Source organism: Actinoplanes sp. NPDC049598 (assembly GCF_040675435.1).
Lineage (GTDB): Bacteria > Actinomycetota > Actinomycetes > Mycobacteriales > Micromonosporaceae > Actinoplanes.
This window is the reverse complement of record NZ_JBFAOX010000001.1, coordinates 609,887-625,111: the sequence shown is the minus strand read 5'-3', so window position 1 is coordinate 625,111 and position 15,225 is coordinate 609,887. Positions and strand designations below refer to the sequence as shown.

Here is a 15,225-nt window from a genome sequence, read left to right as displayed (position 1 = left end):
TGCCACGGCGGTCACGGCGCCGCCCACTGCCGGGACAGTCCGGCGATCTCGTCCACGATGGCCGGCTGCAGCGCGGTGGGCAGGTCGTGACCCATCCCGGGGAAGACGACCAATTTCGCGCCGGGGATCGCGCGGGCCGTCGCGCGGCCGCCGGAGAGCCGAACCAGCGGATCGGCGTCCCCGTGCACGACCAGCGCGGGCAGGTGAAGGCGGCGCAGCAGCGGCCGGCGGTCGGCGGCCAGCACGATCGCGGCGAGCTGGCGGCGCACCCCGTCGGGGTCGTGCGCCTCGTCGAAGCTGCGGGCCGCGACCGCACGCAACCAGTCCTCCTCGAGCGGATAGCCGGGCGAGCCGATGATCCGGAAGATGCGGACCATGTGCTCGGCCGCCTCGACCCGGTCGCGGGCCCGGCCGGACAGCAGGGCGGGCAGGGCGCGCGGATGCGGCCGGCCGACGTGCGGTGACGGCGTCGAGGACAGCGAAATCAGGCTGCGGACGCGGGCCGGGTGAAGCACCGCCGTGAGCTGGGCGATCATGCCGCCCAGGGAGACACCGGCCACGTGGGCGCTGGACCAGCCGAGCGCGTCCAGCACCGCCACGGCGTCGCCGGCCATGTCCGGCAGGCCGTACGGCGGCCGGCGGGTGAGCAGCACCCGAGGCGAGGCGAGGCCCAGCCCGGTCAGGTGGGTCGACCGGCCGGCATCGCGGTTGTCGAAACAGGCGACCCGGAAACCCCGCTCGACCAGCAGACGACGGAACGAAACGGGCCAGAACAGCATCGGCAGCCCCAAGCCCATGATCAGCAGGAGCGGGTTGCCGTCGGCCGGGCCCTCCACCTCGTACGCGATCTCGACCGCACCGTGTCTCGCCACACCCGTCGTCATGACTCCAGCCTGTCGCGCTCGGACGTCCTGGGCAGGAGGCGAACGTCGGGGCCGCCGGGCCGTCCGGCCCTGGTTCCGGTGGCCGGCGCGGGTGACCGTGGAGGTGTGTGACGACCGCGAGGAGGGCACCGTGGAATACCTCAGCCCGTTGGACGCGTCCTTCCTGGACGCCGAGGACCAGGATCCGCACGCATCACTCGCCATCGCCTCGATCGCGGTGCTCGACGGGCCGGCGCCCAGCCAGGCCGAGTTCACCGAGGCGATTCGCGGCCGGCTCGCGCTGGTGCCGCGGTACCGGCAGAAGGTCCGCCGGGTGCCGCTCAACCTCGGCCGGCCGGTCTGGGCCGACGACCCGGACTTCGACCTCGACTTCCACCTGCGGCGCACCGCGCTGCCCGAGCCCGGCGACGACGCCGCGCTCGAGCGCCTCATCGGCCGGGTCATGTCGCAGCGCCTGGATCGCGAACGCCCCCTCTGGGAGGACTGGCTCATCGAGGGCCTGCCCGAAGGGCGCTGGGCGCTGATGTCCAAGGTGCACCACTGCATGATCGACGGGATCGGCGGCAACGAGCTGTACCGCCTGGTTTGCGACACCAGACCCGAGCCGCGCAGGCCCGTGCCCGACCACTGGCGTCCCGGCCCCGCGGAGGCCACCGTCGACCTGGCCCTGGACGCGCTCGGCAACTGGGCCCGGCTCCCCTTCGAGCAGGCTCGCTGGCTCACCGGCGCGGTCCGCGACCCCGGCGGGACCGCCCGCCGGCTCGGCGATGTCGCTCGCGGCGCCGCCGCGCTGGCCACGGCCTTCCTGCCGGCCCCGGCCACGTCTCTGGCCGGGCCGTTCGGCCGGGCCCGGCGCTACGCGGTGGCCCGGATGCCGCTGAAGGACATGGTCGCGGTGGCCAAGGCGCACGACACAACGATGAACGACGTCTACCTGGCTGCGGTGGCCGGCGCCTTCCGGCGCCTGCTGCTGTCCCGCGCCGAACAACCTGAGGCCGGCAGCATCCGGACTCTGGTGCCGGTCAGCGTGCGAACCTCCGACGCCGAGCACGTGCTGGACAACCGGGTGGCGTCGCTGCTGCTCGAGCTGCCGGTGGAGATCGAGGAAGCGCCCGGCCGGCTTCGCGCGGTGCACGAGCGCATCGCCGAGCTCCGGGCCCGCCACGAGGTCGAGGCCGGCGTCGCCCTCGTCGCGATGGCGGAACAGGAGCCGTTCGCCGCGGTCTCGTTCTTCGTTCGCAGCGCCCTGCGCCTGCCGCAACGTGGACTCGCCGCCGTGACGACCAACGTTCCCGGTCCCCGGGCGCCGCTCTACATCCTGGGCCGCCCGATCCGCGAGATCCTGCCGTACGTCCCGATCGCGGAACGGCTGCGCGTCGGTGTCGCCGTGATGACCTACGCAAATCAGGCCGCCATCGGCGTGACCACCGACCTCGCCTCGGTGCCCGAGGCCGCCGAGTTCGCCGCCGCCGTCGTCGACGAGGTGCGCCGGCTGTGCCCGGCGCCGCGGCGCACCGCCCGCGTCGCCCAGCTCACCTGATCCCCGACCCCGGAAAGGGGTGACCGACATGTTGAACCTGGCCGTGATCCTGCGCGAGTCGGCGCAGAGCCGCCCGCGGGCCCCGGCGGTGATGCACGACGGCGGCACGATCACCTACGCGGAGCTGGACGCCCGCTCCGACGCGGTCGCCGCGACGCTCGCCGCCCGCGGCATCGGGCCCGGCACGGCGGTGGCGTTGCAGTTGCCCAACATCCCGGCGTTCCCGATCACCTACTACGGCATCCTCAAGGCGGGCGCGGTCGTCGTGCCGATGAACGTGCTGCTGCGTGCCCCCGAGATCGCCCATCAGCTGCGCGACTCGGGTGCCAGGGCGTTCATCGCCTGGGCCGGTGTCGCCGCCGAGGCGGCCAAGGGCGCCGCCGAAGCGGGACTGCCCGCGCCGTACGTCGTCGACGGCTCGACCGAGGAGCTGTCCGTGCCTGTCGCCGAGCCGTTCCCGGTGTGCCCCCGCGAGCCGGGTGACACCGCGGCCATCGTCTACACCTCCGGGACGACCGGCCTGCCCAAGGGCGCCGAGCTGACCCACTTCCAGATGTACATGAACGCCGACATCCCCGGCCGGATTTTCGAGATCAGGCCGGACGACGTCGTCCTGACTGTTCTGCCGCTGTTCCACGTCTACGGCATGTCCAGCGCGATGAACCTCGGCATCCGTTTCGGGGCCGCCCTGTCGCTGGTGCCGCGCTTCACGCCGGAGAGAGTGCTGGCTGCCATCGAACGCGACCGGGCCACCATCTTCGACGGTGTGCCGACCATGTTCGGCGCGCTGCTGGCCCACGCCGAGGAGCACGACTACGACACCTCGTCGCTGCGCGTGTGCGTCTCCGGCGGCGACGCCATCGCCGCTCAGCTGCTCGACGCCTTCGAGGAGCGCTTCGGGGTGCCGATCCTCGAGGGGTACGGCATGACCGAGACCGCCTCCACCATCACGTTCAACCCGGGGCCGGACGAACGGCGCGCCTACAGCGTCGGCAAGCCCGTCTGGGGCGTACAGGTGCAGGTGTGGGACGACGCCGGCCGGCGCCTGCCGGCGGGCCGTGAGCACATCGGAGAACTCGTCACCCGCGGATACCACACGATGCGCGGCTATCACGGGCACCCCGTCGCCACCGCCGAGGCGTTCGACCGGGGCTGGTTCCGCACCGGTGATCTGGGCTATGCCGACGAGGACGGCTTCCTCTACATCGTGGACCGCAAGAAGGAGCTCATCATCCGCGGCGGCTACAACGTCTATCCACGCGAGGTGGAGGAGATCCTGCACCGTCATCCGGGCGTGCTCGAGGCGGCCGTCGTGGGAGTGCCCGACGAGCGGCTCGGCCAGGAGATCAAGGCGATCGTCGTGCCACGGCCGGGCCACACACCGTCGGAGCGGGAGATCATCGACTACTGCCGGGACCGGGTGGCCGCCTACAAGTACCCCCGGCTGGTCGAGTTCCGCGCGGCGCTGCCGCTGTCGAGCACCGGCAAGGTCCTCAAGAAGGATCTGGCCTGAGACCTCAGGGCAGCAGGACGGCGGCGCCGGTGACCCGGTCCGCGGCGAGGTCGGCCAGCGCGTCCGCGGCCCGGGCCATCGGATATCCGGTCACCGTCACCGACAGAGGGTGCTTGTCGGCGAAGGCCAGCAGGTCACGTCCGTCCTGCCGGGTGTTCGCGGTGACGCTGCGGACCGTACGCTCCTGGAAGAGATCCCGGTCGTAGTCTAGGGCCGGGATGTCGCTGAGGTAGATGCCGGCCACGGCGAGCGTTCCGCCCCGGTCGAGAGCCCGCAACGCGACCGGGACGAGATCACCGGCCGGCGCGAACAGCACGGCCGCGTCCAGCGGCTCGGGCGCGGCGTCGTACGCCCCGCCCGCCGAGGCCGCGCCCAGCTCCAGAGCCAGCTCACGGGCCCGTGCCGAGCGGGTCAGCACGTGGACGCGGGCGCCCTCGGCCAGGGCGACCTGGGCGGTGATGTGAGCCGAGGCGCCGAAGCCGTAGATGCCCAACCGTCCACCGGGTGGCAGCTCGGCCCGCCGCAGCGCACGGTAGCCGATGATCCCGGCGCACAGCAGCGGCGCCAGCTCGGCGTCGGGATAGCCGCCGGGCAGCGAGTAGGCGTAGTCGGCCCGGACCGTCAGGTAGCCGGCGTAGCCGCCGTCGGCGTCCCAGCCGGTGTAGCGCGACGACGGGCACAGGTTCTCGGCGCCGCGCAGGCAGAAGCGGCACTGCCCACACGTCTCGCGCAGCCAGGCGACCCCGACCCGGTCGCCGGGCCGGAACCCGCCGGCCCCCTCGAGCACGTGCCCGACCACCTCGTGGCCCGGCACCACACCGGCCCGGTGCGGTGGCAGCTCGCCCGAGACCACATGCAGGTCGGTGCGGCAGACCCCGCAGGCGTCCACGGCCACCAGCAGCTCGTCGGGCCCGGGCCGGGGAACGTTCATGGGTGTGCGCCGCAGGGCCCGTCGCACATCCGGGCCGGGTTCGGTCACTTGCCAGCCGTACATGCCGTCCTCCTCACACACCCGCAGCGCCCTGCTCGGGCGGAACCGCGAGCGGGTGGCGCTCGTCGTCGCGGGCCGCGAGCTTGGCCATGGCCCGGATGTACTGCCCTCTCGTGATCTCACCCTCGGCCAGCTGCGCCACCAGGACGCCCTCGAGGCTCTCCGGGCGAGGCAGCGGGGAACCGGCCGTCGTCGCGTCGCCCGCGGCGGTCTTGCCGCGCTTGGCCGCGGCCAAGTCGTCGTACCACGAGTAGACGGCAGGAAGAACACAGACCGCGACGATGCATCCCAGGATGACCAACATGATCCACATGAATCTCACCTCCGCCCATCATGCTCGGCCGGCCGGCCGGCGTCGGGCAGGGAACGAAGTCCCGCCTCCTCGGGCCGGTCCGCCCCCGGTCGCCGAGGCCGGCCCGGGGTGACAGTGCCCGACGGCCCGGCCGACAGGCCGGTCGGCTCTGCCGCCGGTGGCCGCGGGCGGACAGGCTCGAAGGGGACCGCAACGTGCCAGGGAGGCCACGATGACTCTCGATTCAGCGGACCCGCTGGCCCAGGCCGTGATCTTCGCCGGCCGGGCCCCGTCGCTGCACAACAGCCAGCCGTGGCACTGGACGCTACGCCACGATGTGCTCGAGCTGAGCCTGGAGCCGCGGCGGCTGCTTCGCGTCACCGACCCCACGTCCCGGCTGGCGGTGCTCAGCTGCGGGGCGGCGCTGCACCACGCGCTGATCGCCCTGGCCGCCCAGGGCTGGGCGGCCGAGGTGACGCGCGTGCCGGTGGCCGACGATCCGTACCTGCTGGCGCGGGTCGGCCTCGGCGACCGGATCGCCCCCGACCGGGACGCGGCCCGGCTGGTCCGGGCCGAGCCGCGCCGGCACACGGACCGGCGCAACGAGCCGGGCCCGCCGCTCGACACGCACCAGGTCCACACCGTGCAACAGGCGGTACGCCGACACGGCGCCGGCCTGATGGTGCTGCGGCTGAACGAGATGTTCGCCGTCGCCCAGGCCGCCGAGCTGGCCCAGGAGGTCGAGGCGGCCGACCCCGAATGGCAGGTCGAGATCGCCGGCTGGGTCGGCGGCGACCGGCCCTCGCACACCGGCGTGCCCTCCTCCGCGCTGCCCGACGATCCGCAGGTGCTGACCGCCCCGGCCCGGGCGCTCCGGCGGGCCGGATCGGTGCTGCTGGACGAGTCGCGCGGCCCGGCGGCCACCTTCGCCGTTCTGCACAGCACGCACGACCTGAGGCCGGACTGGCTGATCTCCGGGGAGGCGCTGTCGGCAGGCTGGCTCACCGCGACCCACCTCGGTGTCGCCGTGCTGCCGCTCAGCGTCGTCACCGAGGTGGCCGGCGGCCGCAACCGCATCCGGCAACTGCTCAACTGGTCCGCCTACCCCCATCTGGTGGTACGGCTGGCGGCCGCGTCGGCGCACCCGGCCGGTCCGGGCACGCCCCGCCTGCCGAACTCGGAGATCTTCTCGACTGGCTGAAGGTGAGGCACGGCCATGACCTCGACGAACCGATCGGCCCTGCTGGAGACGCACGCCGCCGTGCTCTTCTTCCTCGGTGACCGTGTCTACAAGCTCAAGAAGGCCGTCGACCTCGGCTTCCTCGACTTCCGCCGGCGGCCGGACCGGGAGGTCGTCTGCCATCGGGAGGTCGAGCTCAACCGGAGGATGGCGCCCGACGTCTATCTGGGAGTGGCGGACGTGCACGGCCCGGACGGTGAGCTCTGCGACCACCTCGTGGTGATGCGCAGGATGCCGGCGGACCGCCGGTTGTCGGCGCTGATTCGCGCCGGCGCGCCGGTCGGCGACGATCTGCGCCGGGTGGCCCACATGCTGGCCTCGTTCCACGCGCACGCGCTGCGCGGGCCGGACGTCTCCGCCGAGGGCAGCCGCGACGCGCTGCTCGCCCGCTGGAGCGCCACCTTCGCGCAGCTGAAGACCTTCGCGGGCGGCGTTCTCGACGCCGCCGCCGCGGCGGAGGTGGAGGACCGGGTGCATGCCTTCCTGGCTGGGCGGCAACCGTTGTTCACCGATCGGGTCGCCCACGGGCGCGTCGTCGACGGCCACGGCGACCTGATCGCCGACGACGTGTTCTGTCTGCCCGACGGGCCCCGCCCCCTGGACTGTCTCGAGTTCGACGACCGGCTGCGCCGGCTGGACGGGCTCGATGACGCGGCCTTCCTCGCCATGGACATCGAACATCTCGGCGCGGGCCTGCTCGCCGGCTCCTTCCTCGACTGGTACGCCGAGTTCAGCGGGGATCCGGCCCCGGCGTCGCTGCGGCACCACTACATCGCGTACCGCGCGTACGTACGCACGAAGGTGGCGTGTCTCCGGCACGCCCAGGGCGATCCGTCCGCCGCCGCGGACGTCGCCGACTACACCGGGCTGGCCCGGCAGCACCTGCGGGCCGGCGAGGTCCGGCTCGTGCTCGTCGGCGGCGCTCCCGGCACGGGAAAGACCACCCTGGCCGGGAAGCTGGCCGACCGGCTGGGCGCGACCGTGCTCTCCAGCGACCGGATCCGCAAGGAGATTGCCGGCCTGGCCCCGGAGCGGAGCGCGGCGGCCGGCTGGCGTGAGGGCATCTACACCACCGAATGGACCGACCGCGCCTATCACGAGCTGCTCGATCGGGCCCGCCGGCTGCTGGAGCGCGGCGAGACCGTCGTTCTGGACGCCTCCTGGTACGCCCCGCGACGCCGGGCGGCGGCCCGCGAGCTGGCCCGCGCCACCAGCAGCGCCCTGCACGAGATCCGCTGCACCGCCGGCGCGGCGACCGTCTCCGGTCGGCTCGCCCGGCGCCACGGCGACGCCTCGGACGCCGACACGGTCATCGCCAAGGCCATGAGCGCGGCCTTCGGCCCCTGGCCCGAGGCCACCCTGATCGCCACCGACGAGAGCCCGGACCAGTCGCTCAGCCGCGCCCGCGCCGCCGTGGAAACCTGATCACCAGACGGGCCGCTGGACGCATCAACGGCGGGGAAGGGGGTACGGGCACGCGGCCGTCGGCGCGATGGCCTCGGCGCGGTGCTTGATGTCGCGCAGCAGTCGCCTTTCCGCGACGAGCCGCTCCGGCTCGGTGACCAGACGGGCCGTGCGCTGCCCGGCCAGGACGATGCGGTTCCGGCTGATCAGCCTGGTCATCAGCCAGACGACGGACAGCGACAGCGTCCAGACCCAGGTGCCGTCGGGTGAGCTCAGGACGAGGTCGTGCTCCGGCTGACAGCTCTCGATCCGCATGTGGGCCGGCCACGGAGCGATCGACAGCGAGTCGCCGCCGAGGCGCACGAGCCACGGCCACACCGACGACGGCGGGGCCTCGATGGTGACGGCCCGCGTCGACAGCACGTCCGGGCCGGGCAGCAGGTCGTCACCCGGCAGCGGCCTGGTCACCTCCTCGGCGGTGGCGCCGTAGTTGTAGCGCCACCGCCGATCCGGCGCAGCTCCCATCGGTCAACCCGCCAGGTGGACGGGCCGGTGCGTGAACTGCTCGATGTCAGCCGCGGTCACGTCGAGCAGCTTGTAGGCCAGATCGGCCAGCGCCCGCGCGGTCGCCAGCTCGTCGCCGATCTCCGGCACCTCGGTGTCGGCCGGCCGGCGCCGGGCCTCCCCCTCGCCCCGCACCGGCGTGCGCGCGTCCGAGTGCAGGACCGCAGCGGCGGTGGTCCGGCGGTGCATGTCGTCCTCGGTGATGTTGATCTCCACCGTCCACGTCCGAGTGTGGATCATGGCGTCACCTCCAGCTTCGTTACCTCCTGTCTAGGCCCGGGGACACGCCGGTGGACAGTGCCGTTGGTCCCCGGGACAGGACCAACGGCCCTGCCGGGCGCCGCCGCCGGCAGGGAGGCTGGAGAGGAACCCACCGGATGCCGGAGGCGACGGCGGCGAGACCAGTCAGACGGCCGTCGCGCCGCAAGACCCACCGTGGAGAACGGCATCGACCGCACGTCGCCACCGCACCCGGTGGGTTCCGACTCTCGGAGGAGGACCTCTCATGATCGCGCGGATCGGTGACCGGATCGTCCTGGAAGGCACTCATCTCGGCGACAGCCGACGGATCGGGGTGATCACCGCAGTCGGTCACGCCGACGGCGGACCACCGTACGAGGTGCGCTGGCTCGACGACGGGCGAACCACTTTGATCTTCCCGGGCGCCGAGGCGCGGATCGAGCACGACACTGAAGAAGAAGGCGCACAGCCGTGATAGCACGGGCCGGGGCGCCCGTCGTGGCGGGGGTCGACGGATCGGCGCCGAGCCTGGCCGCGGTGGAGATCGCCGCTGTCGAGGCGGCCCGGCGCCACCGTCGGTTGCATCTCGTGCACGCGCTCGCCGGGCCGCCGTCCGGCCGGGCCGGTCACGCGCGGGCGGAGGCGCTGGTGGCGGCGGCCGCGGCCCGAGCCGGTGACTACGCTCCCGGCCTGACCGTCACGACCAGGATCGCGGCCGGGCCCGCCCGCGACGTGCTGCTGAGCGAGAGCCAGGGCGCCGAGATGATCGTCATCGGCGGCCGGCGCCGCGGCCCGTGGCCGGCGCTGCTGAGCGGGTCGATCGAGCGTGTCCTGCTGCGCCGGCCCGGGTGCCCGGTGCTGGTGGTGCACGCCGACCGCTCTCAGGCGCGGCCCGACCCGGTGCGCCACTTCTCGTAGGCGGCGACGGCGGTCGGCAACGTGGGGAAGATCCGGTCGGCGCCGACCGCGTCGGCCAGGCCGTACGACTCGAGATCGACGAGCAGGTCCTGCTTGACGCGGGCCAGCGCGAAGACGATCCCCCGTTCCACCAGATCGTGCCGCAGCCGCTCCACCGCGTCGAGCGCCGTGATGTCGACCTCCACGTTCGCCTCCGCGTTCAGCACGAACCAGGCCACCGGACCCTCGTGGGCGGTCACCGCGGCCAGCGCTCGCCGCCGGAAGTTGTCGGCGTTGGCGAAGAACAGCGGCGAGTCGTAGCGGTAGACGACCAGACCGGGCACCGTGCGCGCCTGCGGGTTGTCGCTGTAGCCGACCAGGACAAGACCGGCCGGCGGCAGGACGAGCGACGGCAAACTGGCCAGGTCGGGCAGGGAAGGCGACGGGACGCCGACCGGCACCGCCCCGACGACTCGGATCCCCTGGCCCTCGAGTCCGAAGATCCTGACCACCACGGCAGGCCGGAGACGAACGACGCCACCTCACCGAACAACGTGCCGCCGTCGACCGGCACGCCGGTGATCTTGTTGGGCTGGCTCACCACCATGATCGCCGCGATACCGGCCAGATAGCCGACCAGGATCGGCCGGGACAGCAGGTCGGCCACGAATCCGAGCCGCAACAGGCGGCTCAGCAGGCACAGCAGGCCGAACGTGACGGCCAAGGCGGCTGCCAGCCCGGCATACCGCCCGGGATCGCCGGGTGCCATCGGGCCCACCACCGCCGCCGTCATCAGGGCCGTGGTCGACTCCGGCCCGGCCGACAGCAGCCGCGACGTGCCCAGCAGCGCATAGGCGAGCAGCGCGGGAGCGGTCGCCCACAGCCCGGTCACCGGCGGCAGGCCGGCCACGCTCGCATACGCCAGCACCTGGGGCACCAGTTAGGCGGCCACGGTCAGTCCGGCCAGAACATCGCCCCGCAGCCACTTCCGCCGGTAGTGGGCCAGGAGGCCGACAGCGACCCGTCACGAGCGTGCCACGCGGGCGCTCGCGACGGACGTGTCCTCGTCCCGCCCGGACCAGCCGGGCGGCACGAGGACGATCGGGCTGTTCGCCCGCAGGCCGGCATGGGACTGGCGGGCGCTGCACAGCAGCTCGGCGAAGCTGCCGCCGCGGCCGATCCCGGCCACCAGCAGGCGACCGCGCCGCAGGGCCCGCTCGACGGTGAACGCGATGTCGAAGTCGTTGACGATCAGCTGTTCCACCGTCACATCGGGGAACCGCGCGACCCATTTGCCCAGCGCCGCGGACAGCGATTGCTCGGCGGCCGCACGCTCCTCGGCGTAGGCGCCCTTCGGCACGGCGACCGGCGGACCGTCCTCGGCACCGGGCCGCGTCCACATGTGCACCGCGACCAGGGGGGCGCCCACCAGGGACGCGCGTTCGAAGGCGTAGCCGAGAGTGCCGTCGCCTTCGGGCCGGGCCGAGGTGGTCACCACGACCGGCCCGTCAGCCGGAACCGAACCGCTGTACACCAGCGTCGGGCAAGCGCTGTGGAACGACAGGTAGGCGGTGGTCGAGCCCCACGCCGGGCGCCCGTAGGCCTCGTCGCGGTGACCGACCACGAGCAGCTGGGCCCGGGCCGAGGTCTCGGTCAGCAGGTTCGCCGCGTTGCCGTCGAGCAGTTCCGCCCGGACGCGCAGCCGCGGCGCGGCCAGCCGGGCCCGGCTGGTCAGCAGGTCCAGCAACCGTTGCGCGTCGGCCCGCGACGCGACCGCGCCGCGGCCGCGATAAGCGCCGGTGTAGCGGCCCGGCCAGACATGCACGATGAGCAGCGGAGCACTGTACCGGGCGGCCTCTGCCGCCGCGAGATCCACCAGGGCCGGGCCCGAGCGCGAGCCGTTCACTCCCACCATCACCGGCCGGATGCGAGGTTTCGACACGTCGGTGTGCATAGTCGCAGGCTAGGCGGGCCGGCGTGGCTGGGGTCACGGCCGGTGGGCACCTGTGCCGGGGCCGTTCGTCCCGGCCGTGGCCGCTCGGGACTTCCAGCCCGTCCGTACGGGACCTCACGCTCTGACCGTCCGCACCGGCGCACCCGACGATCGAAGGAGATCGAAGGGAGAACAGCCATGAGGAAGCCGATCATCGTCGTGGGCACCGACGGCACCACCTGTGGCAGCGCCGCCGTCGAATGGGCGGCCGACGAGGCACGGCGGCGCCGGATGCCGCTGCGCATCGTGCACGCCTTCGACTGGGACTGGAACGAGTCACGCCTGGACATCGGCAACGAGTACATCGACGTCGCCCGCCTGCTGGCCGACAGTGTCGTGTCGGCGGCCCGGGACCGCGCCCGCGCGCTGGCGCCGGACGTCGAGATCGAGACGGACACGTTGATCGGGCATGCCTCGCCCCGGCTGGCCGAAGCGTCCCGCGACGCGGACCTCCTGGTGGTGGGCAGCCGCGGCCGGGGTGGCTTCGCCGGGCTGCTGCTCGGCTCGGTCAGCCAGCGCATGGCCACCCGCGCCGCCTGCCCCGTCGTGGTCGTCCGCGGCCAGGTCACGCCGGAGGGCCCGGTCGTGGTGGGAGCCGATGACTCGCCCGGTTCCGACCGCGTGCTGGAGACTGCTTTCGCGGCCGCGGCCGCACGGGACGCCGTTCTGACGGTCGTCCGGTCCTATCTGCCGGTGATTCCGCTCTGGCTGGCCGACGTCCGCCCGTCCGAGGTGGAGACGCCCGCGCAGGACTCCGACGAGCGGGCCCGGCTGCACGAGCAGCTCGCACCCTGGATCGAGAAGTACCCCCAGGTGAAGGTCGAGGTCGTGCTCACGCATCAGAGCGCCGCGGCCGCGCTCGTCGCCGCCTCCGCGGGCGCCCAGCTCGCCGTGATCGGCAGCCACGGCCACGGCGCGATCGGCGGCGCGTTGCTCGGCTCGGCCGGGCTGCCGCTGCTGCACCACGCCGAGTGCCCCGTGCTAGTCGTACGCCCGGAGGCGTGAGCCATGCCGGCCGACATCGACCTCGGCGCCGCCGACGCCCTCGCCGCCGACGGCGGGATCATCACGATCCGGCCCGTGTCACCCGAGGACCGGCCGGCGCTCACTGCCCTCTACACCGGCGCGTCGCCGGAGAGCCTGCGGTTGCGCTTCTTCGCGATGCCGGGGCCGGGCACCCTCGCGGCTGAGGTGGACCGGCTGGTCCGCCCGGAGAACGACCGCCACCTGGCCATGCTCGCGACCGAGGGCGAGCACGTCATCGGGGTCGCGTCCTGCGAGCGCACCGACGACATCACACACCGGGCCGAGTTCTCGGTCTTCGTCGCGGACCCGCATCGCGGCCGCGGCATCGGCACCCTGCTGCTCGAACACCTGGCCGTACGGGCCCGACGGCGTGGCATCGCCGAGCTGGTGGGCGAGGTCCTGCCCGGCAACTTCGCCATGCTGCGCGTCGCCCGCGACCTCAGCGCGCACGCCTGGTCCCGGTTCGGCGACGGCATCGTGGACGTCGGGCTGGACACCACGGGCGATGAGGCGACCGAGAACGCGGTGGACGTGCGCGACAGGGCCGCCGAACGGGCGTCGCTGCGAGCCTTGCTCTGCCCCGCCGCGGTGGCGGTCGTCGGGGCCGGCCGCCGGCCCGGCAGCGTCGGCCACGAGACCCTGAGAAAACTGCGCGAGTACGGGTTCACGGGGGCGCTGTACGCGGTGAACCGCCACGGCGGCACGGCCTACCGCTCGGTTCGCGACCTCCCGCCCGCCGTCGATCTGCTGGTGGTCGCGGTCCCGGCCGACCAGGTCGCCGAGGTGATCGCCGACGGGGCGACGATCGGGGTCCGTGCGGCCGTCGTGCTCAGCGCGGGCTTCGGGGAGGCCGGGCCGGAGGGCCGGGAACGCCAGCGGGAACTCGTCCGGTTGGCCCGGGCGAACGGCATCCGGCTGGTCGGGCCGAACTGCCTCGGGGTGATCAACACCGATCCCCGGGTACGGCTCGACGCGACCTTCGCGCCCGGGAGCCCACTCCCCGGCGGGCTCGGCGTGGCCGCGCAGTCCGGGGCGGTCGGCATCGCGCTGCTGGCCACGCTCGGGATCTCGACGTTCGTGTCGCTCGGCAACAAGGCCGACGTCAGCGGCAACGACCTCATCGCGTACTGGTACGACGACCCGGCGACCGAGGCGGTCGCCCTCTACCTGGAGTCTTTCGGCAACCCCCGCAAATTCGCCCGCACCGTACGGGCCCTCGCCCGCCGCAAGCCGGTCCTGGCCCTCAAGAGCGGCCGCACCGACGCCGGACGGCGTGCCGGCGCCTCGCACACCGCGGCCGCGGCCGCCCCGGCGGCCACCGTGGACGCGCTCTTCGCGCAGGCCGGCGTCGTCCGCCCGGACGGTCTCGGCGACCTGATCGACGCGGCCCGCATGCTCACCGGGCAGCCCCTGCCCACCGGACATCGGCTCGCCGTGGTGAGCAACGCGGGCGGGCTCAACGTGCTCGCCGCCGACGCTGCGGAAGGGCACGGCCTGACCGTGCCCGCGATCGGCCCCGCCGTCCGCCGGAGCGCCGGCGGCCGGGACAACCCGGTCGACCTGGGCGCCGCCGCATCGGCCGAGGCGTTCACCGCTGCCGCCGCGGCGATCGCCGACAGCGGCGAGGTGGACATGCTGCTGGTGATCGCCGTGGCCACCGAGTCCAACGCCCCCGGCGACCTGTTCGCCGCGCTGGCCAAGGTCTTCGACGACCGGCCCGGCCTGGCCGCGGCCGCGGTGCTGGTCGGCGGTGACGGCGCCACCACCCGGCTCGGTGACCGGGCGGTTCCGGTCTACGACCTCCCCGAGCGGGCCGTGCGGGCACTCGCACACGCCGCCGCGTACGCCGGATGGCGGCGCCGTCCCCTGGGGCGACGGCCCGAGCTCCGGGGCGTCTCGGCCGCGCCGGCCCGGCACGCGATCGATTGTGCGCTCGCGGACGGCGGCGGCTGGCAGCCGTACGAACGGACGAGCGCGATCCTCGGCGCGTACGGCATCAAGCTCGTCGCCACCACCCATGCCGGCACCGCCGAGGCCGCGGTAACGGCCGCCCAGCGGACCGGATACCCGGTGGTGCTCAAGTCGGCCGACCCGGAGCTGGTGCACAAGAGCGACACCGGCGGCGTACGCCTCGGCCTCACCGGGCCGGCGGCGGTGCGCGACGCGTTCGCCGCCGTCGCCGGCGCGGGCCGGCCCGGCTTCGGCGCGCTCGTGCAGCCGCAGGTCCACGAGGAGACCGAGCTGGTGGCCGGCATCGCGCACGACGCCCGGTTCGGCTCCGTGGTGCTGCTCGGCGCCGGCGGGGTGCACACCGACCTGCTCAGCGACCGGAGCCTGCGCCTGCTGCCGATGACCGACCTCGACGCCGGGCGGATGTGGCGCGAGCTGCGCTGCGCCCCCCTGCTCACCGGCTACCGCGGCGCGCCCGCGGCCGACACCGGCGCGCTGGAGGACCTGCTGCTGCGTCTCGGCCGGCTGGCCGACGACTTCCCGGAGGTCGCCGAGCTCGACCTCAACCCGATCCTGATCGGTCCCGGCGGTGTGACCGCCGTGGACGCGAAGCTACGGCTGGCGCCGGTGGGCGCCGAGCCGGATGCTCTGCTGCGCCGGCTGAGCGCGGCCGGGCCCGCCTGAAGGGAGC

General features: G+C 73.8%; 15 protein-coding genes and 1 pseudogene. 8 read left to right on the top strand and 8 right to left on the bottom strand.

Annotated elements, in window-relative coordinates; all coding sequences use genetic code 11:
• Nucleotides 1-11 precede the first annotated feature (11 nt).
• Entirely contained in the window at nucleotides 12-884 is an 873-nt protein-coding gene (locus tag AB0J66_RS03090; RefSeq protein ID WP_364655184.1) for an alpha/beta hydrolase, read from the bottom strand.
• 130 nt (nucleotides 885-1,014) lie between these two features.
• On the opposite strand from AB0J66_RS03090, the gene AB0J66_RS03085 reads away from it, so the two are divergent.
• Both AB0J66_RS03085 and AB0J66_RS03080 read left to right on the top strand, forming a co-directional pair.
• A complete protein-coding gene (locus tag AB0J66_RS03085) occupies nucleotides 1,015-2,424 on the top strand; it encodes a wax ester/triacylglycerol synthase family O-acyltransferase (protein WP_364655183.1) in 1,410 nt (469 codons plus the stop codon).
• Nucleotides 2,425-2,452: 28 nt separating this feature from the next.
• Nucleotides 2,453-3,937: a long-chain fatty acid--CoA ligase gene (locus AB0J66_RS03080; RefSeq protein ID WP_364655181.1), complete on the top strand. Its 1,485-nt coding sequence runs from the start codon at nucleotides 2,453-2,455 to the stop codon at nucleotides 3,935-3,937.
• A gap of 4 nt (nucleotides 3,938-3,941) precedes the next feature.
• On the opposite strand, the gene AB0J66_RS03075 is transcribed toward AB0J66_RS03080, so the two are convergent.
• Nucleotides 3,942-4,931: a zinc-binding alcohol dehydrogenase family protein gene (locus AB0J66_RS03075; protein ID WP_364655179.1), complete on the bottom strand. Its 990-nt coding sequence runs from the start codon at nucleotides 4,929-4,931 to the stop codon at nucleotides 3,942-3,944.
• Nucleotides 4,932-4,941: 10 nt separating this feature from the next.
• Entirely contained in the window at nucleotides 4,942-5,241 is a 300-nt protein-coding gene (locus AB0J66_RS03070; RefSeq protein ID WP_364655178.1) for a hypothetical protein, read from the bottom strand.
• A 211-nt stretch (nucleotides 5,242-5,452) separates the two neighbouring features.
• Here AB0J66_RS03070 and AB0J66_RS03065 point away from each other — a divergent pair, with 211 nt between their 5' ends.
• Together AB0J66_RS03065 and AB0J66_RS03060 are read left to right on the top strand one after the other, a co-directional pair.
• Nucleotides 5,453-6,421, top strand: a complete 969-nt coding sequence (locus AB0J66_RS03065; RefSeq protein ID WP_364655177.1) for a nitroreductase — start codon at nucleotides 5,453-5,455, stop codon at nucleotides 6,419-6,421.
• A 15-nt stretch (nucleotides 6,422-6,436) separates the two neighbouring features.
• A complete protein-coding gene (locus AB0J66_RS03060) occupies nucleotides 6,437-7,885 on the top strand; it encodes an AAA family ATPase (RefSeq protein WP_364655175.1) in 1,449 nt (482 codons plus the stop codon).
• Nucleotides 7,886-7,909: 24 nt separating this feature from the next.
• Here AB0J66_RS03060 and AB0J66_RS03055 read toward each other — a convergent pair whose 3' ends face one another.
• Together AB0J66_RS03055 and AB0J66_RS03050 are read right to left on the bottom strand one after the other, a co-directional pair.
• Nucleotides 7,910-8,389, bottom strand: coding sequence for a hypothetical protein (locus AB0J66_RS03055; RefSeq protein ID WP_364655174.1), 480 nt, complete (start codon nucleotides 8,387-8,389; stop codon nucleotides 7,910-7,912).
• A 3-nt stretch (nucleotides 8,390-8,392) separates the two neighbouring features.
• Entirely contained in the window at nucleotides 8,393-8,668 is a 276-nt protein-coding gene (locus AB0J66_RS03050; RefSeq protein ID WP_364655172.1) for a DUF1876 domain-containing protein, read from the bottom strand.
• Nucleotides 8,669-8,933: 265 nt separating this feature from the next.
• Here AB0J66_RS03050 and AB0J66_RS03045 point away from each other — a divergent pair, with 265 nt between their 5' ends.
• Both AB0J66_RS03045 and AB0J66_RS03040 read left to right on the top strand, forming a co-directional pair.
• Complete coding sequence (locus tag AB0J66_RS03045) at nucleotides 8,934-9,143, top strand: DUF1918 domain-containing protein (RefSeq protein ID WP_364655171.1); 210 nt, start codon at nucleotides 8,934-8,936, stop codon at nucleotides 9,141-9,143.
• A complete protein-coding gene (locus AB0J66_RS03040; protein ID WP_364655170.1) occupies nucleotides 9,140-9,586 on the top strand; it encodes a universal stress protein in 447 nt (148 codons plus the stop codon). The genes AB0J66_RS03045 and AB0J66_RS03040 overlap by 4 nt, the downstream gene beginning before the upstream one ends.
• Here the strand turns inward: AB0J66_RS03040 and AB0J66_RS03035 are convergent.
• The 3 genes and pseudogenes from AB0J66_RS03035 to AB0J66_RS03025 form a co-directional block, all read right to left on the bottom strand.
• Nucleotides 9,550-10,077, bottom strand: coding sequence for an STAS domain-containing protein (locus tag AB0J66_RS03035; RefSeq protein WP_364655169.1), 528 nt, complete (start codon nucleotides 10,075-10,077; stop codon nucleotides 9,550-9,552). The two genes, AB0J66_RS03040 and AB0J66_RS03035, sit on opposite strands and share 37 nt — an antisense overlap.
• Before the next feature lie 14 nt (nucleotides 10,078-10,091).
• Nucleotides 10,092-10,493, bottom strand: a pseudogene (locus tag AB0J66_RS03030) (SulP family inorganic anion transporter); the annotation flags it as partial.
• Nucleotides 10,494-10,589: 96 nt separating this feature from the next.
• Nucleotides 10,590-11,519: a universal stress protein gene (locus AB0J66_RS03025; protein WP_364655168.1), complete on the bottom strand. Its 930-nt coding sequence runs from the start codon at nucleotides 11,517-11,519 to the stop codon at nucleotides 10,590-10,592.
• 177 nt (nucleotides 11,520-11,696) lie between these two features.
• Between AB0J66_RS03025 and AB0J66_RS03020 the strand changes: the two genes are divergently transcribed.
• Together AB0J66_RS03020 and AB0J66_RS03015 are read left to right on the top strand one after the other, a co-directional pair.
• Complete coding sequence (locus tag AB0J66_RS03020; RefSeq protein ID WP_364655167.1) at nucleotides 11,697-12,563, top strand: universal stress protein; 867 nt, start codon at nucleotides 11,697-11,699, stop codon at nucleotides 12,561-12,563.
• Nucleotides 12,564-12,566: 3 nt separating this feature from the next.
• On the top strand, nucleotides 12,567-15,218 hold the full coding sequence (locus AB0J66_RS03015; RefSeq protein WP_364655166.1) for a GNAT family N-acetyltransferase: 2,652 nt from the start codon (nucleotides 12,567-12,569) through the stop codon (nucleotides 15,216-15,218).
• Nucleotides 15,219-15,225 lie beyond the last annotated feature (7 nt).